This is a genomic window from Bifidobacterium aquikefiri (assembly GCF_002259795.1).
GTDB classification, from domain to species: domain Bacteria; phylum Actinomycetota; class Actinomycetes; order Actinomycetales; family Bifidobacteriaceae; genus Bombiscardovia; species Bombiscardovia aquikefiri.
In genome coordinates this window covers 141720-165669 of the sequence record NZ_MWXA01000003.1, presented here as the reverse complement: position 1 = coordinate 165669, position 23950 = coordinate 141720, and the positions used below count along the sequence as shown (strand labels likewise).

At 52.6% G+C, this 23950-nt stretch carries 22 protein-coding genes; 6 read left to right on the top strand and 16 right to left on the bottom strand.

Annotated features, from left to right (window positions below; genetic code table 11):
• Positions 1-10: 10 nt before the first annotated feature.
• The 11 genes from BAQU_RS02375 to BAQU_RS02325 all read right to left on the bottom strand — a co-directional run bounded on the left by BAQU_RS02375 (position 11) and on the right by BAQU_RS02325 (position 13051).
• Positions 11-1201, bottom strand: coding sequence for a 3-deoxy-7-phosphoheptulonate synthase (locus BAQU_RS02375; protein WP_094692461.1), 1191 nt, complete (start codon positions 1199-1201; stop codon positions 11-13).
• 99 nt (positions 1202-1300) lie between these two features.
• Entirely contained in the window at positions 1301-2440 is a 1140-nt protein-coding gene (locus BAQU_RS02370) for a 3-deoxy-7-phosphoheptulonate synthase (RefSeq protein WP_094692670.1), read from the bottom strand.
• A 268-nt stretch (positions 2441-2708) separates the two neighbouring features.
• Positions 2709-4049, bottom strand: a complete 1341-nt coding sequence (locus BAQU_RS02365) for a C1 family peptidase (RefSeq protein WP_094692460.1) — start codon at positions 4047-4049, stop codon at positions 2709-2711.
• A 103-nt stretch (positions 4050-4152) separates the two neighbouring features.
• Positions 4153-5514 carry a DivIVA domain-containing protein gene (locus BAQU_RS02360; RefSeq protein ID WP_094692459.1) on the bottom strand — a complete coding sequence of 454 codons (1362 nt, stop codon included), beginning with the start codon at positions 5512-5514 and terminating at the stop codon, positions 4153-4155.
• 140 nt (positions 5515-5654) lie between these two features.
• Complete coding sequence (locus BAQU_RS02355) at positions 5655-6359, bottom strand: pyroglutamyl-peptidase I (RefSeq protein ID WP_094692458.1); 705 nt, start codon at positions 6357-6359, stop codon at positions 5655-5657.
• 142 nt (positions 6360-6501) lie between these two features.
• Entirely contained in the window at positions 6502-7164 is a 663-nt protein-coding gene (locus BAQU_RS02350) for a Fic family protein (protein WP_094692457.1), read from the bottom strand.
• A gap of 73 nt (positions 7165-7237) precedes the next feature.
• Positions 7238-8392, bottom strand: coding sequence for a purine nucleoside phosphorylase YfiH/LACC1 family protein (locus BAQU_RS02345; protein ID WP_094692456.1), 1155 nt, complete (start codon positions 8390-8392; stop codon positions 7238-7240).
• Positions 8361-9038 carry an isochorismatase family protein gene (locus tag BAQU_RS02340; RefSeq protein ID WP_094692669.1) on the bottom strand — a complete coding sequence of 226 codons (678 nt, stop codon included), beginning with the start codon at positions 9036-9038 and terminating at the stop codon, positions 8361-8363. Before BAQU_RS02340 ends, BAQU_RS02345 begins: the two co-directional genes overlap by 32 nt.
• 106 nt (positions 9039-9144) lie before the next feature.
• Complete coding sequence (locus BAQU_RS02335; protein ID WP_094692455.1) at positions 9145-10011, bottom strand: aldo/keto reductase; 867 nt, start codon at positions 10009-10011, stop codon at positions 9145-9147.
• Between the two features lie 69 nt (positions 10012-10080).
• Positions 10081-12339 (bottom strand): DUF2207 domain-containing protein, encoded by a 2259-nt coding sequence (locus BAQU_RS02330; protein ID WP_094692454.1) that lies wholly within the window; start codon positions 12337-12339, stop codon positions 10081-10083.
• 139 nt (positions 12340-12478) lie between these two features.
• Positions 12479-13051 carry a LemA family protein gene (locus BAQU_RS02325; protein WP_094692667.1) on the bottom strand — a complete coding sequence of 191 codons (573 nt, stop codon included), beginning with the start codon at positions 13049-13051 and terminating at the stop codon, positions 12479-12481.
• 100 nt (positions 13052-13151) lie between these two features.
• On the opposite strand from BAQU_RS02325, the gene BAQU_RS02320 reads away from it, so the two are divergent.
• A complete protein-coding gene (locus BAQU_RS02320; RefSeq protein WP_094692453.1) occupies positions 13152-13481 on the top strand; it encodes a YhbY family RNA-binding protein in 330 nt (109 codons plus the stop codon).
• A 551-nt stretch (positions 13482-14032) separates the two neighbouring features.
• Here the strand turns inward: BAQU_RS02320 and BAQU_RS02310 are convergent.
• The 4 genes from BAQU_RS02310 to BAQU_RS02295 form a co-directional block, all read right to left on the bottom strand.
• A complete protein-coding gene (locus BAQU_RS02310; RefSeq protein ID WP_094692665.1) occupies positions 14033-16693 on the bottom strand; it encodes a polyribonucleotide nucleotidyltransferase in 2661 nt (886 codons plus the stop codon).
• 309 nt (positions 16694-17002) lie between these two features.
• A complete protein-coding gene (gene rpsO, locus BAQU_RS02305) occupies positions 17003-17272 on the bottom strand; it encodes a 30S ribosomal protein S15 (RefSeq protein ID WP_094692663.1) in 270 nt (89 codons plus the stop codon).
• Between the two features lie 130 nt (positions 17273-17402).
• Positions 17403-18059 (bottom strand): hypothetical protein, encoded by a 657-nt coding sequence (locus tag BAQU_RS02300; RefSeq protein ID WP_094692451.1) that lies wholly within the window; start codon positions 18057-18059, stop codon positions 17403-17405.
• Between the two features lie 286 nt (positions 18060-18345).
• Entirely contained in the window at positions 18346-19437 is a 1092-nt protein-coding gene (locus tag BAQU_RS02295; protein WP_094692450.1) for a helix-turn-helix transcriptional regulator, read from the bottom strand.
• A 264-nt stretch (positions 19438-19701) separates the two neighbouring features.
• Here BAQU_RS02295 and BAQU_RS02285 point away from each other — a divergent pair, with 264 nt between their 5' ends.
• A complete protein-coding gene (locus BAQU_RS02285) occupies positions 19702-20742 on the top strand; it encodes an adenosine deaminase (protein ID WP_244568401.1) in 1041 nt (346 codons plus the stop codon).
• A 103-nt stretch (positions 20743-20845) separates the two neighbouring features.
• Here the strand turns inward: BAQU_RS02285 and BAQU_RS10515 are convergent, their stop codons facing one another.
• Positions 20846-21286 carry a hypothetical protein gene (locus BAQU_RS10515; RefSeq protein WP_211277090.1) on the bottom strand — a complete coding sequence of 147 codons (441 nt, stop codon included), beginning with the start codon at positions 21284-21286 and terminating at the stop codon, positions 20846-20848.
• 43 nt (positions 21287-21329) lie between these two features.
• Here BAQU_RS10515 and BAQU_RS10510 point away from each other — a divergent pair, with 43 nt between their 5' ends.
• From BAQU_RS10510 to BAQU_RS02265, 4 genes are read left to right on the top strand one after another with little or no spacing between them, the layout of a single operon-like run.
• On the top strand, positions 21330-21614 hold the full coding sequence (locus tag BAQU_RS10510; protein WP_244568412.1) for an FMN-binding protein: 285 nt from the start codon (positions 21330-21332) through the stop codon (positions 21612-21614).
• On the top strand, positions 21611-22591 hold the full coding sequence (locus BAQU_RS02275; RefSeq protein WP_094692447.1) for an FAD:protein FMN transferase: 981 nt from the start codon (positions 21611-21613) through the stop codon (positions 22589-22591). Before BAQU_RS10510 ends, BAQU_RS02275 begins: the two co-directional genes overlap by 4 nt.
• Before the next feature lie 28 nt (positions 22592-22619).
• Positions 22620-23360 carry a ferric reductase-like transmembrane domain-containing protein gene (locus BAQU_RS02270; RefSeq protein ID WP_158215614.1) on the top strand — a complete coding sequence of 247 codons (741 nt, stop codon included), beginning with the start codon at positions 22620-22622 and terminating at the stop codon, positions 23358-23360.
• A 24-nt stretch (positions 23361-23384) separates the two neighbouring features.
• Positions 23385-23879: a ferredoxin--NADP reductase gene (locus BAQU_RS02265; protein WP_143241952.1), complete on the top strand. Its 495-nt coding sequence runs from the start codon at positions 23385-23387 to the stop codon at positions 23877-23879.
• Positions 23880-23950 lie beyond the last annotated feature (71 nt).

The following is a 23950-nucleotide window of genomic DNA, read 5'->3' as shown; positions in this document are numbered from 1 at the left end:
GTTCAGCCACCTAATTCCAGCGTCTTGAGCGTACAGCATCAGCCAACTCATGCAGAAGTGCCTCCGTGTCCGGCCATGAGATGCATCTATCCGTTATCGATTTGCCATAGACCAATTTCGATAGCGGAGCGGCAGGCTGATTGCCCCCTTCGATGAAGCTTTCCATCATGATGCCCGTGATATTACGTTCTCCGGCTGCGATTCGTTGAGAAATATCGCGAACAACGCGAATCTCCTGCTTCTCGTTCTTGCCTGAATTGCCATGCGCAGCATCGATGATGAGACCATGTGCCGCTGCCGAATCCTCAGACATCTCGTGACGAATGCTTGCCATTGCATCAGCGACGGACTGTGCATCGTAATTCGGTCCGTGCGAGGAACCCCGCAGCACCACATGGCAATCAGGATTTCCTAGCGTCTCGACTGCAGCGGCACGCCCCCGGTGATCGATACCAAAGAAAGTATGACGTTGCGCCGCCGTATAGCAACCATCTATCGCGACCTTGACACTGCCATCTGTAGCATTCTTGAAGCCGACTGGCATCGATAGACCGCTGGCAAGCTGACGATGGATTTGACTCTCCGTATTCCTTGCGCCAATTGCACCCCATGTCACGGCATCTGCAATGAACTGGGGCGATGTAGGCTCAAGAAATTCGGTCGCAGCCGCCAAACCCTGATCAAGCACACCTATCAATGTTTTGCGCGCAAGCAGGAGGCCTTTACGAATGTTATGGCTACCATCAACATCGGGATCGTTGATCAATCCCTTCCAGCCAACGGTTGTTCGGGGTTTTTCAAAATATACGCGCATGATGATGAGCAACTCGGAATCAAGCTCCTGCTTCATAGCCGCAAGCCTATGCGCATAATCGAGTGCCGCACTTGGATCGTGAATCGAACATGGTCCGACGATGACCACCAGGCGATCGTCCTGCCCATAGAGGCAGGCGCGTAGTTCATCACGCGAATATGCCACCAATTCACGCGATTTCGCGGTCAATGGATATTGTGCAAGCACATCGGCCGGAGCCGGCAACGGATCAAGTTCCAAGACTCTGCGATTGATGATTGGGTCAATGCCGACCTCATTTTCCCAACGGCTGATTCCCTGCATTGATAGAGGGTTCTTGCCTTCGGCTATCGCCTCGCGGATGGCATGAATCTGACCGCGTTCTGACTCCTGTGCGCTGTCGGACATATCCCCCACCTTCTTGCGTCATTCCTGAATGCATTGATCCAGGAGCAATCACTGCGTTAATACTGCGTGCACCATGATTGTAGTCTGCACGCGCAGATGTCAAGCTGTCTGCGATCTACGAATGGCAATGCTCTCTGCGAGAGTGTGCAGTAACTCGTCAGTCCTCGACCACGGGATGCATCGATCGGTCACCGAGCATCCATAGATCAATGAGCTCAACGGACCGGGCTGCTGATTACCGCCCTGAAGGAAGCTCTCCATCATGATACCCGTGATGCCCCGCTCACCAGATGCCAGTCTTCCGGCAATGTCCTCAACGACACAGGCTTCGACGTTTTCGTCCTTGCCCGAGTTTCCGTGTGCGGCATCAATGATCAGGCCATGTTCGCTGGGACCGCTGGCCTTGGAATCATGCAACTCTCGCATTGCGGACGCAACCGATTCCGAATCGTAGTTCGGACCATGCGATGATCCGCGAAGAATGAGATGGCAGTTTGGATTTCCCTTCGTTTCTGCAGCAATGACATGACCGTCAAGATTGATGGAAAGGAAGTGGTGCTCCGCCGATGCGGAATAGCAGGAATCTGCGGCCGCCTTCACATTGCCATCGGTGGAATTCTTGAATCCGATGGGCATGGAAAGTCCGCTTGCCAGTTCGCGATGTACCTGGCTCTCGGTATTTCTCGCTCCTATGGCACCCCAGCTGATGGCATCGGAAAGATACTGCGGCGTTATCGGGTCAAGCCATTCAGTTGCAGCGGGAACCCCCTTGGACACAATGTCAATCAATACCTTTCGCGCAAGCCACATGCCCTTGCGAATGTCGAAGGTGCCGTCCAGATCAGGATCATTGATCAGTCCTTTCCACCCCACCGTAGTTCGCGGCTTTTCGAAATACACCCGCATCACAATCAGCAGACGGTCCTTGAGTTCACTATGCACCTTTGCCAGCTTTGAGGCGTATTCGGCTGCCGCCTTCGGATCATGAATGGAGCACGGACCGACAATAACCAACAGTCTGTCGTCAACTCCGTTGAGTACGTCTCGAATCTCTTGCCTGGAACGAAGCACAAAGCGTGCCTCTGCCTGACCAAGGGGCAACTCTTTGATGAATGCTCGTGGTGCTGGAATCGGATCCAGCTGACGAATGTTGATATCAACCGTTTCAGGGAACACCGCTTGGCGGCTCAATCGTGACTGCTCATCCTCAGAGCTATCGGGCCCGCGCAATTCTGCCATGTTCTCCTCCACCATACGTTGCTGCCGCTATACCGCCCGTCAAGCCTAGCGGACAATACCCGTTTTCGGCGAATTTTCGTCTGAATTCTGGAATTCCCTATCGAAAACATGCGTTACAGCCAACATTGTTTGCTGAAATACGAGTTTTGTGGCAATTCTGAAGTACAAAAGCCCAAAATCGGCATTTCAGCGTCGAGAATAAGCCAAAAAGTCACTTCTGTACTTCAAAATTGTCACAAAACTCGCAATGTGGTTTCTCCGCACCCAATTATCGGGCCAAAGCACCCATCGGATCCCAGGCTGGTAGCTTGATGGCCGGCTTCTTGAGGGCTTCCTGATATTCGGCCGGAAGCATGGACTTCGGCACGGCAACCTCATACACGAATTCAGAGAACCAAGAGTCTTCCATCGTGAAGTACCCTTTGTCAGCGATCTTGCAGCCCCATGAATTCTCAACTCGCCAACGACGTGTGGTCGTTCCATCATCGGCAACGTCGACGCCCACGAAAGCCATCGCATGATTCATTGCCGAGTCGTTATATCGTACGCGCTCTTCCTTGTCGAGATCGAAATCGAAATCATAGACACGGCCGTACTCGAAGAGATCAGTCGCCCATGCGCCGTTCTTGCGGTCCATCATCGGGTGACAATCAGCGCCGAACCATACTGGAATCGATTCTTCGGAGAGAATTCTGCGAGCCATGTCCTTCATGAAGTCAACTGGTACGTTCAGGTATTCAGTGGCATCGCCGCCAACGACATTTCCAAGGTGCTCGATGGCAATCTTGTGACCCTTAGGGTGCTCACTGCGCGGATCGTCAACCAGGCAGACATAGTCTTCCAAGCCGGCATCAACATACTTCTTCCAGAACTCCTGAGGTGTGATCTCACCGTCGCGATGGAAGTTGTCATCCTTGTCGGTCCACTCCCAGTCGAAACTGGTCGGAGGAGTGCCAAGATGAATGGTGAGAACGCGGTGGCCAGCCTCAAGTGTGGTCTTCACGATTGCGTCGATGTCGCCCGTGTTCTCATACATATGGGCCACTGCTTGGTGAAGCAGGGAACGAAGATGCACATTCATCTCAGAAGTGTTACGTGACGATGCCGTCTCCGGGAACAAATCCTTGGGAACCGCACCATACTTCTTGTAGAGGTTCATCGCCATCGTCCACTGCCCGCCATCGCCCATCACATCATTGAGCAGATGCTGTATCAGCCTTGAATCACTCGTCTCGCCTGAACGAACCAGCTCGGCCACATCCTGCAGGAAGTAGTTGATGCGCTCAAGCTTGTCGTAATACATCGCATAGTTCTGCGAAAACTCGAACTCCTTGAGGTTCATCGACTTCTTGGCAATAAAACGTGCCACATTCAAAGAACTGAACAGCCAGCAGCGCCCCGAATGCTCTTGTGAAGTCACATCGCCATTGTCTACCGTGACCGAAAAACGACGCTGCAACAAGCGCGACTTGTCATAATTCCTTGCTACCTCATTGATGCCTGCACCCGTGACCGCATTCATGGCCACACGGTGTGCATCATGTTCATCGAAGCTCTCACGCATCTGTGCAAGCTGTTCTTTTCCCAGTGGTTGTAGATTCTCACTCATTACTTATACCCTTCAGCAATCTACGTATTGATATTCGTACCAACATTACTTATGCACTATCGCACTGTACTATTCGTTGATGAACTCTGTAATCTCAGGGCAATCATGCGGCATTCTGATCGCTCTGGGCATCGTCCCCGCTGCTCTGCTCACCTTGATCGGACGATGTAGTTGGTGCGTTTGCCGGCGTGTTCGCGGTCTTGTCTGCATGATCGTCGGCAATATCAAGAGCCCCGAAGGATTTCGCAAAGATTGAGCGCAAATCGTCAACACGCGCCGTGATGGTTGCCTCACGATGCTGCAACTTGGAAATGCTGGTCTTCAACCCCTTCAATTCCTGCTCAGCTGCATGACGACGATTCTCAACCTCAACGTGTGCGTCGGATGATGCCTTGGCAAGGATCTGATCAGCCTTGAGCGCGGCATCCTCTCGCTTGTGGGCAGCATATTCGTCAGCATCTTCGCGAGCCTTCTTTGCCTGGGCAAGCAACTCCTGAGATTCCTTCTCGGTCTGGGCGCGACGCTCTTCCAGATTTTTCAACAGCTCGTTGACCTTGGCTGTTGCATCGTCCTGTTGCTGGGAGATGTCCTTGCGAATCTGCTGGACCTCTGCAGAAACCTTCGAAAGGGTCTCAGCCCGGCTCACCACGGCTTCATCAGTGATCTGCTGAGCCTTGACATGTGCCGCATCGGTGATCTCGCCCGCCTTGCGCTTTGCCTCGGTAAGGTTGCGTGATACCTGTTCACGAACATCTGCCAACTTCTTATTGGCCTCCGCGAGCGCCTTCTGAATCTGATCATTGGCTTCACTCTTCAGCTGCGTGATCTCCTGATCGGCAACCTGACGCTGATGCGCGGTCTCCTTGGTCGCTTCCGCCCGCATCGCGGCGATGTCCCGCTCCTGCGAGGCTCGCTCGGCGGCCATGCGCTTCTCATGCTCCGCACGGGAATTGCGCAGCTCAAGCTCAACTGCCTGGCGTTGCTCAGAAACCTTCTTATCGGCTGTGGACTGCAGCTGATCGGCCTGTTGGCTCGCGGTGGCTGTAACGGTCTGTGCCTTATCCCTTGCCGAATCAAGCAGAGACTTCGCCTTTGCCTGCGACTCCTCAACAACGCGTTTTGCGTCAATGTGCGCGTTGTTGATTGCCGTATCGGACTGCTCCTGAGCAGACGTTCTGATGGTGTTCGCATCCTGCTTCGCGCGATTGAGGAGTTCTGTGCTCGTCTGCTCGGCCGAGGCAAGCAACTGCTGGGCATTGGCTCCCAGTGAAGCGAAAGAATCCTTGGAAACGGTAGACTTACGCGCCTTCTCGTCCTGAAGTTCCGACTCGAGTTTCAAAACCCTTGTATCATAAGCCTTGATCTGCTCACGCAGACGGACAATATTCTGACGCATGTCAGAAAGTGCACCGTCAACTCTGTCTTTGTCATATCCACGCAACACAACAGGGAAATTATCCACCATCGAAACTCCTATTCACCGATTGCCGGTTCTTACGTCAAACCCACTTCATATGACTGTATATCCAATAATGACGGAAACATCCTAGCATCGATGATTTCACACACTCTCAGCGCAACATTCAGTGCTTTCCCAGATTGTTCTCAGACGATTACCACATCTCTTGTGGCTGGTTCACGATAATAACGCAAGGTTTCCTTCACGACGTCACGTCCGGCAGCAATCTGCTGTTTCAGAGGCAACCCATACAGATTTCCCCCGTGCTCATTCACCAGGGGAAAACTCACAAAACCTGAAAGTACTTTTTGCTGATGCGAAGTCCAGTTCAGCAGATGATAGAACAAAGAATTGCAGACGTAGGTTCCCGCGTCGGAGCTCAAGGTCGCCGGAATGTTGTGCGTGGAAAAATCCTCAAGTATCGAGCGCAATGGCAGCCTTGTCCAATATGCCGCTGGTCCTTCTTCGACGATCGCAATCTTGCGCGGCTTGACGTTGTCTGCATCAGGACGGGCAGCATCCATAAGATTGGTTGCGCATCGTTCCAATGCGATACCCCTGGCTGCATGCTTCAGTCCGGTGGCGATGACTATATCAGGATGATACCTGTCTATCGCAGCCTTCAGTGTCGGCCACGCATTGGTGAAACTGACAGGCAACATCACACTGTGAATGTGTATTTCACAATCAAAGCTCACGTCATCATCAACATCGGAGGTCGGATTTGTCTCACTATTCGAGCCGAGTTTCAACCCTTGAGATTCCAAAGCTTCAGGAACTTCGCGCGACGGATTGACATCGACACTTTCATACCGGTCAAAGCCGGACACAATAACAGAAAACCGTTCCATACCTACCAGTCTATGCTCATATTGCGTTTCAGTCGCTCACCACGTTGTGCTTCAGCCGACCCTTTTCCGATAGCTTGCGCTTCGGGAGTCGATTTTCCGGCTCAATCCACGAAAAATAGACTCCCAAAGCATAAACATCCGGCTATCGCCCTCGGTGTTGGTTCCAGGCAGAAAGCCACGCAATGATAGCTTTATCGCCTTGCAGGTACCAGGCTGAGAGCTTCGCATTGAACTCCTGCCTACCCGCATCTTCAACGGGAACTGAAAGCATACCCGGGTAGCCACGATGGAGCAGCAAACCATTGGCCAGCAGTAGTGCTGAACGCTTGTTTCCATCGCCAAATGGCTGACTTCGAGCAATCGTGACGAATACGGTTGACGCTGCCTTACGTGGATCGCTTTCAGCAAGCGCTAGATGTATCACCCTGCTCAATTCCTGTTCCTTTGGAACTGGCGGTACGTAATCTCCAAGCGCAGTATGGACAACAATGTTGCTTGACGTTCGTATTTTTCCCGGCTCAATGGCGGCGGTCCGTGTCATCTGCGCATTGATCCCACACAGATATGCGAAATCGATCGCATGCCTCGCATGCGTCAACGCATAATTCGCCGCATCCTTCAAGTCACTGAGCAACGTGAAATCATTGCGACTGCCGAGCACCTTGGGGTTGTTGGTACGCAGGAACTCCTCGGTCGCGAGTCGAGTTGATGAAAGATTGTCAAAGGTCCTGCCCATTTCATACAGCAAAGTCGACAAGCCCCGAAGCGTCATCAGCTCACTGCACCGGCCCGCGTCTTCAGTCATTGTTCACCCCTCAATGGTTGCAGCTTTATGCCATCGTTATTGAGCGCAATTGTATTGCCTTGCTTGCGGTTAATTACCGATGCTGAGCTATCAGAGCGAGCATCCGGCCTTCACGGGATTTATGGGCTAGAGTTGCGCGGCGGTGTGAGAACCAGAGAGGATTTTCCAGCGTGCACAGGCTGTGACGTATGTCTGCAATACGCTCCGCCAACGATACTGGACCCTCGCCGTCCACACTGCACAGGTCAGCAAGTTCCTGATCGTGTTCAAGATACTGTGTTGCAGCATTCACTCGTGGTATGGAAGAGATGAGACGAACGACTCCGGCATCGTGCAGAGCCATGGTCGCTGCCTTTGCGATATCGATGCCCTTGCCACCGAAACGCGTCTGCGTTGCAGCACCGGGGAACTGCACATCGAAGTCCGCGGCAATTTCGTCGCCAACCTCATAGCAGTCACCACAGATGCACGGACCTAAGGTTGCAACGATGTTGTCAAGTTGCGCGCCATGTTCCTGCATCCTCGCAACGGTCGCCGCGATGATCCCCCGTTGCAGACCTTTCCGTCCACAATGAGCGGCGGCGATGATGTGCCTGTTCGGATCTGCAAGCAGCACCGGCAGGCAGTCAGCCGCGAACATGCCGAGCGCTACGTCTGATTGCTCCGAAATCTGTCCGTCAGCATCAATCACAGTGCCCGCTATCCCCTGAACCGAAATATCCTCGGAATCCGGGCTTTGAGAGCGTTGCCCGCCGTGAGACACAGCTTGAGAAGACACAAGTTGAGAAGACACAGATGATGAACTCACAGCTGATGAACTCACAGCTGATGAACTCACAGCTGGCTCATGAACAGCCGTTCCACTGGCATCGAAGCCAAAATCCGCATTGTGTTTCCAGACATCATCGATATCGATGGCGTGCCCGGAATGAACCTGACTGACTAACGCCAAGGGTGCATGGAGCGATTGTGACAATGCCCTGCGATTCGCAAGCACATGACGGGGATTGTCTCCTCCTTTGCCGCCCAAGTTGAGCTGGGCGAAGCTTCCGGTCGAAATCCCGCCGAGCCTCGTCGTATAGGTGACCCGCACGCCAGGAGCCAAATCAATGGGTATGGTCACGGGAATCGGATTACCTGAGCTGTCGTGGTCATCGATGCGTGTGTCATCCAGAATCTGTGCTGATACAACGCTTTCAGCGTGAAGGTTGAAGGATGATTCCTGCATTGTTCATCTCCTTGCGAGCTTCTTCTCCCAGTTCTCTACTCACGGGAACAGTCAGATCGGTGAAAACGCGCACGCGTAAGCCATATTTCTGAGCATCCAGGGCAGTTTCCTTCACACAATGCGATTGTGCAATGCCCACTACATCAACATTGCTCACCTGTTGCTCGTCGAGTTCATGTTTCAACGTGTGTCCAGCCTTGCTCATTTGCGCAAACTCCTCGCGCGAAGGAATCGCAGGACCGCCAAGATCCTCAATACCTTGAAAACCCGAATATGCAGCTTCATATTGACCCTTTTTGAAATGGTGTTCGATGCCCAATGCCGCAATCAGAGGGTGGAGCTTCGCATTCTTGGAGCCTGCAACACCATGCCGCGGCCATGTATCAACGAAGTCAGGGGTATCGGAAAAATGATGGCCAGGTTCAATATGCCAATCCTGAGTCGTTGCGATATAGCAGTAATCCTTGCGATGTTCCTTCACAAAGTCTGCAATCGCCGATGCCACTCGATTGCCACCCTCTACACCGAGTTCGCCACCTTCACAGAAGGTGGGCTGCACATCTACGATAATCAATGCTCGGCGCCCCTTTGTTCCCACACCTTGCTCATGGTGTAGAGAAGCGCTGAATGGGTCTTCAACAGTCATATGTCTATATCCTTCCGACCGATGACGCACGTTGAGTGATGGGTGAGGCAATGCCGACACACCATCAAGCAGCATGGAAATGGAGCATTGACGATGTCAACTCGTCTCAGCCCAGAGTTGCAAGTTCGTCGGCGCTCAATTCAAGCTGACCGGCATGGAGTGAATCCAAGATGGTTGCTGGACGGTGAGCGCCAGGAATCGCAAACATGTGATCTCCCTTGCTCAGCTCCCACGCAAGCACTACCTGTTGATAGCTGACTTGATGTGCCTTGGCAACCGCCTTGAATGGATCGAATCTGCTCTCGTCCTTTGCCTTGCGAAAACCGCCCAATGGACTCCAACAGACAAATGCGAGACCGACTTTTCTGGTGTATTCCAACGTATCTTCAGTGTCGCGATAGATTGGAGAATACTGGTTTTGAACAGCTACCAGACTCTCGCCAAGTATGCCACGAGCAACATCGATCTGCTCAATGCTGGCATTCGATATACCGGCATCCTTGACAACGCCTTCATCGACCAGCTGCTTGATGGCTTCGATGGACTCGTTGTATGGCACTTTTGGATCAGGGCGATGGAAATACAGCAGATCAATACTGTTCACACCCAAAGCCTCGGCTGATTGCTTACCATAACGAATCAGACTCTCGGGACGACCATCGACATCCCATGTCGGCCTGCCATCGGTGAAATTCCTGAAATGCCCCACCTTGGTGGCAACCAGAACCTCTTCACGAGGGCCACTCCACGATTGCAATGCCTGACGGACGAGTTTCTCACCTGTCTCTTCCTCGCCACCCGATTCGTAATAAGCCCAGGCGGTATCGATATGACGACAACCGGCATCCAGCGCGGCATGAATGGTTTCTATCGCCTGCTCGTGGCCGGGTTTGCCTTCGATTGTCAAAGGCATCTCTCCAAAGCCGATGGCAGTGGTGCTGCGCTGACCTATATTTCTGCGACGTAGTTCCATCTGGAGTCCCTTTCAACTTGGTGACGATCACTCCAACCCTACACGCTGGCGATGTCGTCGCACGCTCTTTTACCTACCGCCGAAGGATCCACCGCCTGAGCCACCGCCACCACCGGCAAAGCCGCCTCCAGAGAAGCCACCGCCGGAGGATGACGAAGGGGCGGCAGCATGAATCGTCGAGCTGATGGACGAGAAGCTGGAGGTCAGTTGACTGCCGAGATCGCCAATTCCTGGGTTAACGTTCGAGTTTGCAGGCATTCCTGGAGATGCGTTGCCAAATCCGCCCATACCATAGCCATAGGCCATGAATGCCCACGGTCTGAACGACCAATACAGCATGGAACCGGAAGCATTGGAATCAAGCCATTCGGGGTCGCCCAGCTTTGGATTGGCGCGTGCAAGCTGCTGCAATGCTTCGTTGCTGATGCCGAAGGCCGCAGCATAGACGAGATAACGATCCCACAGTGTGAGGTTGTCAACGCCGCGATCTTCGAAGGAGCTGAAGTCGAGTAGATATCGTTCAAGTCCTTGAATCTGTCCGGCGTATTCCTGACCGGTGTCATTAAGCACCGTAACCTTGCCGTATGTGACTGCAAAGATGGAGCATACCAAAAGCACAAAGCTGCAAAGAATGCCGATCACAAAGGTTCCCCCGCCAAGCGTCAACCCAGCTGCCAGCGTGCCAACCAAAGCACAGGTAATGCCAGTGATGCCCAACCCAATCGAGCTGGCCTTCGTTTGGGTTGCTCCAAGCAAGGCGAATTCACCGCTCACCGCATTCGTGAACTTCGCCTGCTCCTTATAGCCAGACTCCCACTTCTTGAAGCTTTGCTGCATCTGCTTCAAGTCAAACACTGATGAATTCAAACGTTGCGCCGCACATTCCAAGAGATGCAACGCAGCATCTTCAGAGGAACTGAGCTTGAGTGCCCCACGATCATTGGAACAGACTGGATGAATGACAATCGTCGACGTCGATGCAAGATCTTTCTGCAATCGTTTGTCGTCACTCGAAACCGCACTTGAAATCTGCACCGAATCAGCCTGTACCAGATCGACATTGCCATACACTGAGACCGAGCCCGGATAAATCGAAATCGCATGCTTGGATGCCAGCGATAGCACACTGGCTGCCATTTGACGCGATGCCTTGTCTGAGGTTTTCTTAAGTACAAGATCATGCATGCTCGCTGCCGATGCTGGACTCATGTTCGGCGGTTCGCGCCAGTACTCCACATCGCCGTGATAGCGTGAGGCGCCATAGGTTGTGAAAGCCGCTCGTAGAGCAAAAACGCTGAGAATCAGTGCAAGGATACCGCCAATGATCCACGCGATTACGGTGAACCGCGCCTTCACCCGCGCGGCATCCCTAGCCTTGGTCTCTTGCTGTGTCTCGTCGTCGATGATGCTCTGCTTGACGTCGGTGCTGCTCGTTCTTGCAACACCGCTGCTGGCTGAGGAATCGAACATTGCGACCAGATCGAGGTGCTCGCCGGCACCCACATTCTGTGCCGAGAACTTCAAGGTCCCATCGTCTGCACGAGATGTCTGGGACTGTCCCGCGTAATGCAGCCACGCCCAGGAATTCTTTGAGTTGATGCCTTCGGGGAAGCTGACTGTTGCATTCACCGTGCCGATCGGAATCTGATTGGCATTGCCGAATGGTTCCCACTGGAAGTTGGTCACATCCGGGTGAGCAGTCGAAACGCCGTGGAAAGTCATTGTTATATCAAAGACCATCGCCTCAGCGGAATCCGTCTCGGGAATGTTCCAGCCTATCTCTACAGGATATTTGGAGTCCCTGCCAGCGGTTGAGGCAACGTATTGCGTTGGATTGTCGGAATCGGAAACATCGGCAATATACCAATGATTTGCTTCGGTTGAATCCCAATTGTCCGTGCCTGAAACGTCATCAGGCGGAATTGGCTTGGTCTGCGTATAGGTGGTGCCATCTGTGACATTGCGAACCGAAACGTCGGCAATCGATGTCAGATTGTTTGGATTGATCGTGTATTGCTGATACATCTGACGCCATGGCAGTGTGTCGCCATCATCATCCTCGCGCTCGTTGAGTTTGATGGACACCCGCTGATCTATTTTCAGGTCACCGTTTTTCAGCACCTGCGTCTTGTAATTCAGAGAATTGTAAGAAAGAGGAGCCTCATTGAGGCTCGACACGCCAATTCCCAAGAGAATGGCGCTTGCCACAGCCGAAACGAGTACCGCTACACCAAGGCATACAATGAACCGCTTCACATTCCACTCACGCTTCGAAACCGGAGTGTCACCAGAGTCCGTTGGCAGAGCTTGTTGAGTTGGCTGGATCAAATGTTTCCCCTTCGTGTGACGTGATACGGCGCTGCCTGGCGCACTATGCCGTTTCCTAGGCCGCGCTCAACCATCGGTGTGCACGCGCATAATCGTTGCAGAACTGCTCCACGTATTCGAAATACGCCTTTCGTGCATGTCAGAACTTGACCTGTGGCACCACGCGATCCTGCTCTCTTGCTGCAAAGAATTGCGCTTCCTCGAAGTGGAACATGCCCGCGATGATGTTGCTTGGAACCGATTGAATCTTGACGTTGAACTTCTGCACGACATCGTTATAGAACTGACGCGCATAGGCGATCTTCTGCTCCAGCTGGCTCAGCTGATTCTGCAGGTCCATGAAGTTCTGATTTGCCTGCAATTGCGGGTATGCCTCAGCAGTCGCACGCAGATTCACGAGAGCGTTGCTCAACTGGTTTTCAGCCTGTGCGCGCTGCTCCGGATCGCCGTGCTGCGCCGCCTCGACTGCCCCTGCACGCGCTTCGGTAACCTTCTGGAAAACTTGAGATTCATGGGTTGCATAGCCCTTCACGGTCTCGACAAGATTGGGAACCAGGTCGGCACGTTGCTTGAGCTGAACATCGATCTGGGCCCAACCATTGGCAACGCGGTTTCGCAAGGCAATCAGTCCGTTATAGACCCCAATCCCCCACAATACGAACACAACGACAATAACAACTATCACAAGTACAGCGATAAGTAATCCGTTCATGCCTACCATTGTCTCATGAGCGGGGAATCTTTCGACTGCAGCGCACGATACCATAGGATTCAGCATTCAAACCAAGCAAGGATTGAAGGGATACATTCGTATGGAAGAGCAAGACGTCCGCTCGGCAAAGGAACTGAACAAGCATCAGGTCAAGCAACTTCGCGCACTGAGCAATCATCTGAATCCACTCATTATCATCGGCAAGAGCAACCTCACTGAGGCGAGTATCAAACAGGCGAACGAAACCTTGGAAAATCGCGAGCTCATCAAATGCTCGGTGCTGAACGGGTCTGATTTGACTGCGCGCGATGCAGCCTCACAGCTTGCCGAGAAGCTTGGCGCTTCCGTGGTCCAGGTCATCGGCAACCGCTTCGTCATCTACCGGGAAACCCATCGCGACGACGTGGAAAAGATCAAACTCGTTCGCTAGATCGGTCGCATTCGGTTCATTTTCAGGTTGCACACACGTAGGTGCGGTCCTCACCCGCCCTGTTATTCTTCAAGTAACCCAGCGTTATCCCGAACAAGCCAGTCCCCCGGAACGACCTAATGTCATCCCGAGCGACCTACTGTGTGGTCATCCCGAGCGTAGTCGAGGGATCTCCTATTGGTATCCAGTGGTGAGATCTCTCGACTGCGGCTGCGCCTTCGCTCGAGATGACAAAAGAACAGAACACTCGAAGTAACAGAGGGCTCGACCAAGATGACCGTTGGTATCCGGGCATCTCTCGAAATGATGGTGAGGGGAATGCCCAGTCCTAGCTGGCTGCGACAACACTATATCGGAGCCATACTTTTCACAGGCTGTGCTTTGCAAGTCGGTTTTCGCATGATTCTGCCCAACAGTGACTCACCAAGCACAACGTTCGCAACCTGCACCGGAGAAGATGGAACGAACACCAAATAAAAAGTTGCCATGAAGCGTTGGCTTCATGGCAACTTGGGCTATCGGTCAGCTATGCACTGGCGCGAGAGATACGTTCAGTCCTCGAAAGGATCGAAGTCCTTGCGAACTCTGCGACGAGGACGCTCAGTGCGTTCTTCGCGATCTGCGCGATACTCATCGTAGTGTTCATCTGGAGCATAGTGGGCCTGCTCGCGACGGCCACGGTACCCGCCACGACGATCATCACGACGATCGTTGCGTTCATTGCGATCGTGACGTCGATCACTGCGTTCGCCACGATCAGAACGCTCATCACGATCCCGACGCTCATAGCGATCCGAACGATCATCATGATGATCCCTGCGATCATAGCCACGATCACCACGATCGGAACGCTCGCCCCTATCATCACGGTCATCGCGACGACGACGTGGACGATCGTCATTGTTGTAGTGCGAGCGATATCCACCGCGATCGCCATGATCACCACGACGATCACCACGATCTCCACGGCGGTCTCCACGATCACCATGTGACTGGCTGGCACTCTCCTGGCTTTCAAATCCTGGAATGGCAAGCGAAATCTTGCCGCGATCGTCAACGCCTTGCACGATGACCTCGACGGTGTCGCCTTCTTTCAGCACATCTTCGACGGCATCCACACGCTCACCATTGGTGAGGTTGCGAATCTGCGAGATATGAAGCAGCCCATCGGTTCCTGGCGTGAGGTTGACGAAGGCACCAAAGCTTGTGGTCTTCACCACCTTGCCGTTGAAAGTCTCTCCGGCTTCTGGAACATGCGGGTTGGCAATCTGGTCAATCATTTCCTTGGCCTTGGCTGCAGCCTCGCCACCCTCGGAGGAAATGTAAACCGTACCGTCATCCTCGATGGTGACATCGGCACCGGTGTCCTCCTGGATCTGGTTGATCATCTTGCCCTTCGGGCCGATGACCTCACCGATCTTCTCAACTGGAACGGTGGTGCTGATGATGCGCGGTGCGTATGGGCTCATCTCGGCTGGGCTATCGATGCACTCGTTGATGACTTCGAGAATCGTGGTGCGGGCCTCCTTGGCCTGCTGCAAAGCTGCGGCAAGGATGTCGGCAGGAATGCCGTCAAGCTTGGTGTCAAGCTGCAGCGCGGTGATGAAGTCTGCGGTACCTGCAACCTTGAAGTCCATATCGCCGAAGGCATCTTCTGCACCGAGAATATCGGTCAGAGTCTTGAAAATATGCTTGCCATCAACGTCACCGGACACCAGTCCCATGGCGATGCCGGCTACTGGAGCCTTCAAGGGAACGCCAGCTGCGAGTAGCGACAGCGTCGAAGCGCAGACGGAACCCATCGAAGTCGAACCGTTGGAACCAATGGCCTCGGAGACTTGGCGAATGGCATATGGGAACTCTTCGCGTGAGGGCAGCACTGGAACCAGTGCACGCTCCGCGAGAGCACCGTGGCCGATTTCGCGGCGCTTTGGCGAACCAACGCGGCCAGTCTCACCGGTTGAGTATGGAGGCATTTCGTAATTGTGCATGTAGCGCTTTGAAGTTGGGCCGGAAAGGGCATCAACCTGCTGCTCCATCTTGAGCATGTTCAGTGTGGTGACGCCAAGAATCTGGGTCTCTCCACGCTGGAAGAGCGCTGAACCATGAACGCGAGGAACGATGTCGACCTCGGCAGACAGGGTTCTGATGTCGCGAAGACCGCGGCCATCAATACGATAATCCTGGGTCAAAATGCGCTGACGAACGATCTGACGTTGCAGCTCCTTGAAGGCGTTACCCAGCTCCTTGTCTTTCTCGGCATCTTCCATGTCGGTGAATTCAGAGGCGAGAGTTTCGCGAACCTTCTCCTTGATTTCATGAATTCTGTCCTGACGTGGAAGCTTGTCAGCGATGGAAAGAGCCTCGTCCAAATCGCCATGGGCGATCTCGTCGATACGCTTGTACAGATTGTCGGTGTATTCAGGGAAGAGTGGGAATTCCTTGGTTTCCTTGGCAACCTTGGACTTGAGCTCACTCTGTGCCTCGCAGATTGCCTTGATGAATGGCTTGGCGGCTTCAAGGCCCTGTGCCACAACATCCTCATCAGGCTTGATCTGATCCTCGTCATAGATGAGCTTCCATGCATTCTTGCCTGCACCAGCCTCAATCATGGCGATGGCTACATCGCCGTTCTCGATGACTCGGCCGGCAACGACGATCTCGAATACGGCGCGCTCACGCTCGCTCCAGCGTGGGAATGCAACCCACTGACCATCGATCAGAGCCAGACGGACACCGGAAACTGGGCCTTCGAAAGGCAATCCGGAGATCATCGTGGAAGCGGATGCACCGTTGAGTGCAATCATGTCGTATGCGTCGTCTGGGTTGACAGAGAGCACGGTCTCCACAACCTGGACTTCGTTGCGCAGCGTGTGCGGGAACAGTGGACGCAATGGACGGTCAATGATTCGGCAAGCCAGAATGGCTTCCGAAGAAGGACGACCTTCACGGCGGAAGAACGAGCCGGGAATCTTGCCGGCAGCGTACATCTTTTCTTCCACATCAACGGTGAGTGGGAAGAAATCGTAATTTTCCTTAGGGCTTGAACCAGCTGTCGTGGTTGAAAGCACCATTGAATCATCATCAAGATAGGCTGCTACTGCACCGTCTGCCTGCTGGGCGAGACGACCGGTTTCGAAGCGCAACGTGCGCGTACCGAATGAGCCATTATCAATAACCGCTTCTGCGGCTTGTATTTCGGGACCCTCCACGGGTTCCTCCTTCACTATTTTTTCATCACATTCGCTAGACTGACTAGCCAAAAATCTAGCGCTATCTAGCGCTTCATCCATCTTGTGCATCCCGGACGCGGTATACCTGACCGCGCGCTCCTTGCTGGAGATACCTGCTGTGTCCGCATTATTCCGTCATACCCTGAACCGTCTGTAACTCGCATTGTCGAGTTCATGACGACTCATCCGTCTAACCAACTGCTGTGCTCAGCATCTATTCGTATTCACTTGTTCCGAATGCCGGTATGCAAAAGCGCCCGAGCATATTGCTCGGGCGGAAGTATTCAATTATCGACGCAATCCCAGACGGCTGATCAATGAACGGTAACGTTCGATGTCAACGCGCTGGAGGTAATCGAGCAGACGACGACGGTCGCCGACCATCAGAAGCAAACCACGACGTGAATGGTGGTCGTGCTTATGTTCTTTCAGGTGCTCGGTCAGGTCACTGATGCGCTTGGTCAGCAACGCAATCTGAACCTCGGGAGAACCCGTATCACCTTCATGCGTCGCATACTTGGTGACGATCTCTTGCTTTTCCTGTGCCGTAAGTGCCACGGCTCCTCCTTGATATTGCTGCGCGGTGCCACGACCCAGTGTCGAAGCGCTCTCTTTCCGCGGGCGGAACACGCCAAGACAGGAGTATACACTCACCACGATATTTTTCACCCGCAATTGCAAGGCTGTTTCACACGATGGTAAGCAGACCACCAAACAGCACGACACTCAGGGCGATGAGCTCGATTATGAAGAAGAGCGACATGGCCGACCAACTATGCGTAAGTACGTTTAACGGCGAATCCTTTCGCACGACCACCAGGATGGCGACAAACAAGAATGCGAATATGGCAGCTCCTAGCGCTGCTGAGATTACTCCAAGATTTGCGGCATTGGCGAGATAGGCATATTTTCCAAAGACAACATAGGTTCCGTACCAAAACGACATTTTCAGTAGGCACAAACCAGATATGAGCTGCTCGGATGCAAGCGCGACGATCAGTACAGTCCGCCACCACCACGATTTGCTTTCGAGAACACACATCGCGAGAGCAATCAACGTAACTACCGTGACAATCCATCCAATGACCGCTATCGCAGGAGTCTCAATCATGTTCAGTCGCACGATGAGTCCTTGCGTATGGCGCAAGGCAACGTAGCGACCAAAACCATAGGGAGCAATGATTGCAACGAGTATCAGGACAATGAAAACGACCCAGCTCGCAGGATTGGACTGCCTGCGCTCAATATCCGCCAAAGAAAGCTTGGAGTCGGGAATTTCACCTTTGCTCTTCTCACTCATATTCGTATGTGCCCGTTCGCTGCCCTGTGTCTGTTCACTGCTCATTGTCACCAACCGTTTATGCATCACACATAAGTATAGGGGTTCGTCAACAAAGACAAACCCTCATTTCCTTCAAATGGATACTGAATTCGACCCGGACTGCGACGTCCCCACCAGACGGGATGAATATCATATGCAAATCATGCGAGATTTCGAGTTTTGTGGCAATTCCGAAGTATCAATGTCCGAAAACGTTGATATTTGATCGCCAGTAAGCCAACAATAGATGTGCACACATCGAAATTGCCACAAAACTCGAAATCTCATCGTGAATTGAGCGCGGTGAAGCTCAACGCCTGTGAAACACGGTCACGATCGGCTCGGCCAACCCACAGAGCACACCGCCAATCACCCACGGAATCCAGAATGGCAGTACCATACTTCCAATCTGCAATTCGCCACGTCCGCCAAACAGAGCAAGCAGGGCAATCACAGTCGCAATGATCATGATGATGCTGCAGATCGAACTGACCACTTTCTTCTGCCTTTTTCTCTCTTCGAGGATTTCTGCATCGTGCCTGCTCATCGCGACCAAGTCATCCTCGTCTTCTTTGGCGTTATATTCATTGATGTTAAGCAAACCATAGGCGATTCCGTAATACACGAATCCAAAAACCGCAGCGGCTACGCAGAGCAGCATGAAGGATTGTGTAAATGGATTGTCTTCAAGTACCAGGACTGCCACGCCCAACAGAATCAAGGCAATGCCACCGGCAACAGCGAAGCCAAGCCTTCTGGCAGCATACGAGCGATCAGTATCAGAATAGAAATCCTCAACATAGGGGTGTCTTCTTCTAAAATCACCATGCGCCAGACCTGCCGGAACGAGACATGCCAGACCGAGCGCAACGCCCATAAACACACAGATCACCACAAGAAATTCAGAAAACGATGAGCTTGCGATCAGCCACCCACCATCTTCAACGTCAAACAATCGGCAGACTGCGACACCACAAAGGATCAATGCCACTCCAGATGCAATCTTCAAGGCAAACGATCTGCGTTCCAGATCGTATCCGGTAACGTCGGCCGGAAGAGCCGGCCCATCCGCACTAGACAATGCAACACCACCAGCAACGACACCGCCGCTAGCTCTCGTTCCAGATTCATGCTTATTTTCTGGCTCTTCATGATGGCTGTGAGCCGATTGCTGAGGATCTGCAGCTGACTGACCCGGCCTGTTCACATCGCCAAGAACCAGATCGTCGAGTGTGCATCCAAAGAGATCGCATATGATCAGCAGTTTATCCATCTCCGGATATGCCTTCTCGGATTCCCACTTGGAAATCGCCTGACGTGAAACACCCAACAACATTGCAAGCTGTTCCTGAGTCATATTGCGTTGTGCACGCAAGGACTGCAGGTTGGTTTTGAAACTCATGTCTCCTCCTCACAACGGTAAAAAGGCAATGGCACCTTTTCGTAATGCTTTCTAGCCTTGCAAAGATTCTTCGCTATCACCACCATCTTCAAGTTGCACCCCATCATGCAACCAAAATTTTCGCGCAACCTCTGGTTGCACACGGGACAACCCCTTATCCCGTAATACTTCCAAGGCATATCCCCCTTTCTCCATTCTAAGGTCTTTCGTGCGACTAAGATACGAACGATATCGGGGTTTATGTCAGGCAATGGTTAGGGAATCATGAACAGTACAGCATTGAACATGCAAACGGCAATCGAAACACTGCCTAAATCGGAATTGCACCTGCATATTGAGGGAAGTCTGGAACCCGAGCTCGCGCTTGAACTGGCAGATCGCAATGGAATCACACTGCCCTACAGAGATCTTGATGACTTACGCAAACAATATCGATTCACGAATCTGCAGTCTTTTCTCGATCTATATTACGAATTGATGGGCGTTCTCAAGACATCAGACGATTTTCGCGATCTTGCCCTCGCATACTTCGGGAAGGTCAGCGCACAAGGTGTCAGACATGCAGAGATATTCTTTGACCCACAAGTGCATGTAGCCAACGGTCTCGATGTGAATATAGTCATGGATGGTCTGCTCGAAGGCATGAAAGACGCAAAGGCACGCTATGGCATAACAAGCGGTTTGATTCTGAGCATCGTGCGTGACATGCCAATCGACACTGCACAGTCCGTTCTTGACTCGGTCAGACATCGAACTGACGATATTCTCGGCATCGGTCTTGACTCTGCGGAAGTCGGCTATCCACCCCATCTCTTCGCCAGACAATTCCAAGAGGCCAAGACGCTTGGCTGGCATTGCGTCGCCCATGCTGGCGAGGAAGGACCTGCAGCGTATGTGATTGATGCTCTCGATACCCTTCACGCAGAACGCATTGACCACGGCATCCACTCAGTCACCGATGCAATGCTATTGAAACGCCTGGCATCCGAACGTATCCCCCTGACGACCTGCCCGCTCTCGAACAGAAGGCTTCAGGTCGTCAACAGTCTTGAAGAGCTTCCCTTGCGCAACATGATGGAACAGGGGGTGCTGATCAACGTCAATTCCGACGATCCGGCATATTTTGGCGGATATATTGCTGACAATTACAAGGCACTCGCAGGCATAGGCTTCACACTTTCAGAACTGACGATCATGGCAGAGAACTCAATCAATGCGTCATTCATCAACGCTGTGCGGCGCGATGCATTGCTGAAAGAACTAGCCTCATGGAAATCACGCTTTGCAGCTCTGCTCAAGGCATAACTCAGAACTGGTCACAAGCCTTCTCCTGACTTATGTTTCACAGATTTAACCCAGAATTCAGATTCTTCACAAGAAACTTTCAGGCTCATGCCTTTATCTGAAATCAGCTAGGCAATTGAAGCATCGCATAACTGCATATCAGCATTGACACAGAGCTGTATTCGAAAGAGTATGGATCATTGGCTCCTTTACACCCGGCCGGTGGAATCTGAAGCCTTGCACTGCTCCATGCCTCGCTAAAGCTGTGGACATGAGAACAATGCACGAGGGGCAAGATGCGCCATAGAAGAACCAATGCCCATGTGGCACGACGCAAAATCTTGGGAATCGTATTCTCGATACTCATAGCAGTTTCGGCGGCGATCGATTTTTTGGTGCTTTTTTTCAAACCAACCGCCGAAACCCCACTCGCCACAAGCTCGGCATCAGCTACCGCGGCCGAAAGTTCCTCGAGAAGCGGATCAGGGACGGCAACGTCCTCGGATAGCGCATCGAGCAGCTCAAGCTCCACCAGCTCCAGTTCCAGTTCCAGTTCCAGTTCCACCAGCTCCTCGAAATATGCCGATGGAACATATACTGGGGCATTGGTGCAGACCAACCGCGGTGATGTGCAGGTTCGGATCACCGTATCCGGCGGCAAGATCACGAATGTGACTGCCATAACCTATCCGAACGAAACCTCGCAATCGCAAACCATCAGCGCTCAGGTCATTCCGACCTTCCAGTCCGAGGCAGTGAAATCACAGAATGCCGATATCCAGCTCGTCAGCGGCGCTACAGAAACATACACCGGTTTCAAGGGTTCGCTTCAGGATGCCATCAATCAGACAATGTCCGGCAGCTCGACCAGCTCAACTCAGGGGCAGTCATGATGACAACATCACTGTTCATTCGAGCCATCGGGGTAATGAATATCCCCTTCACCATCATGATCAAACCGTGGGATGCCGGCTTCACGAACAATCACGCAAAGAATCTCTCATCAACTGATTGTGAGACGGTTGTGTCCAACATCCGGGATTTTCTGGGCGAAGTAGACATGAAGTTTTCAACATTCAAGAGCGAATCACTGGTTTCTCGTGCCCGCCTGGGCAATTGGGCACCGCTACTCGAAGATTCCGAATTCATGGAAATTTACGCTCGATCCGCGTTGGCCAAACGCATCACCCACGGTTCCTTTGATGCTTTCACAACGGGTCTCTATGACCCAACAGGAGTCGCAAAGGGATGGGCGATCGAACAGGCATTTCAACGATTTCTCAAACCGCTGATTACCAATACCACCACTGCACAGAATCCCCACAACCATGAAGACACCAGTGAAGTCTACAGTAAAAACCCTAGTGAAAGGACAAGATCCCTTGTCGAGGCAGTCGCTCTGAACGGCGGTGGCGACATGCAGTTCGGCATTTCGCAGGCTTCGCAGTTCGAGTGGAACATTGGCATCGAGAACCCTGCTGAGCCGAACACCATACTCGCGCAATACCATCTTCAGAATGGTGCCGTGGCGACTTCGGGTTTCAGCAAGCGCGGCCACCATATTGTGACCACCGAAGCGTTCAATAAGGAAGCTCTGACACAGGTCACCGTGGTAACGGGTTCAATCACCGATGCGGATATGTGGGCAACGGCATGTCTCGCGGCTGGAGAGTCGGCAGCAGTTGGCATGGCACAGAGCAATGGGTTTGGGATGCTTGCCCTGAGACCGGATTCGCGGCTCATTGAGATTCAGCAGATACATCAGACGTGGGATATAACACCTGGAACAGCGCAATCGTTACCTCCAGGCAACCCGTCACCATGTAAATCGTCACACGCACGCACAAGCGTAACGACCACTCAGGAGTGACATGATGCTCAAACGACTGCATTTGCCAATGACAATCACCTGGTTCACCGTGCTCTTCGTACTTCCCATGCCATTCATCCTATTATTGAGTCACGGATTGCCGGCTTTGTACGCTCCCTCTGCGCAATACATCATGGCAGGGTCGATTGCCTATTGTTGGATGCTCACCGCAATCTATTTCAGTACGCGCCCCCGTTGGCTCGACAGGCTCATTGGATTGCCAAAGATCTATATGGTGCATGGCATCCTGAGCCTGTGCGCAATCCTGGTGGCGTTCATGCACAAGACGCTGATGAGTTCCTATGGACTGATTGCTCTCACCGGCAACACCGCCTTCTATATCCTCGCATTTCTTGGGGTGTGGTCGATGGTATTGATGTCTGGCTGGCTGTCATCGCGTTTCAGGATACTTGGTGACATTCGCCGAACGCTTGAACGGGTATTCCACCATGAATTGAACGTCTGGCTGCACAGATTCAACCTCGTCGCCGTCGTGCTGGTGTTCATCCACGTAAACCTCATCAGCTATATCACCGTCATTCACCCATTCATGGTGCTCTTTGATGGAGCTTCTGCGTTGGTTGCGTTTGCATACCTCTATGAGAAGCTTCATCAGCGCTATGGCGCATATCGAGGCGAGATTGAAACCGTACAGACGCTTGCCTTCAACACCGTAGAAATAACGATGCGGGTCCATGGCTTGCATGGAAAGTGGGAGAACGGCGATTTCGCGTTCATCAGATTCCCCAAAATGAGAGGACTGCATTAATATCATCCATTCTCCATCGTGAGCTTGAAGGATCAAACAGACATCATACGTTTTGCCATTCGAGCGGATGGCGACTTCACACGAAAGCTCGTCAGCACCGCCAAGGCCGGAATGAAGGCACGAATGATTCCACCATATGGGCGGTATCACCATTTCATTGAAGAACATGCGCCGAACCGTCCAATCGTCGTGTTCGCTGGCGGCATCGGTGTAACCCCACTTGTGCCGGTAGCCTTGAGCTACGGGACGCACGGCAGACACATGAAATTCATGTATACGGCAAAAAGCCAAGACCAATTGTTGTATCAGGAGCAGCTGAGGCAATGGTCGCAGGCATCTCATTGCGAGGCACAGCTCAAAGTCGGTCGTTTTTCACCCGAGGAGCTGAAGAGCGCCATGGAACAGGATGCACTCTATCTGGTTGCAGGGCCGGCAAGCATGCTGCGCTCGGTACGACGCATGCTGCTTTCACAAGGCGTGCGTGCCGGAGACATCTGCTATGAGCCGTTCTCTTGGTGAGTGAGTGCAGGGGATACAGCAAGTGCAGGATATAAAGCAAGTGAGCAGCATACTGCATGTGATAATCGATT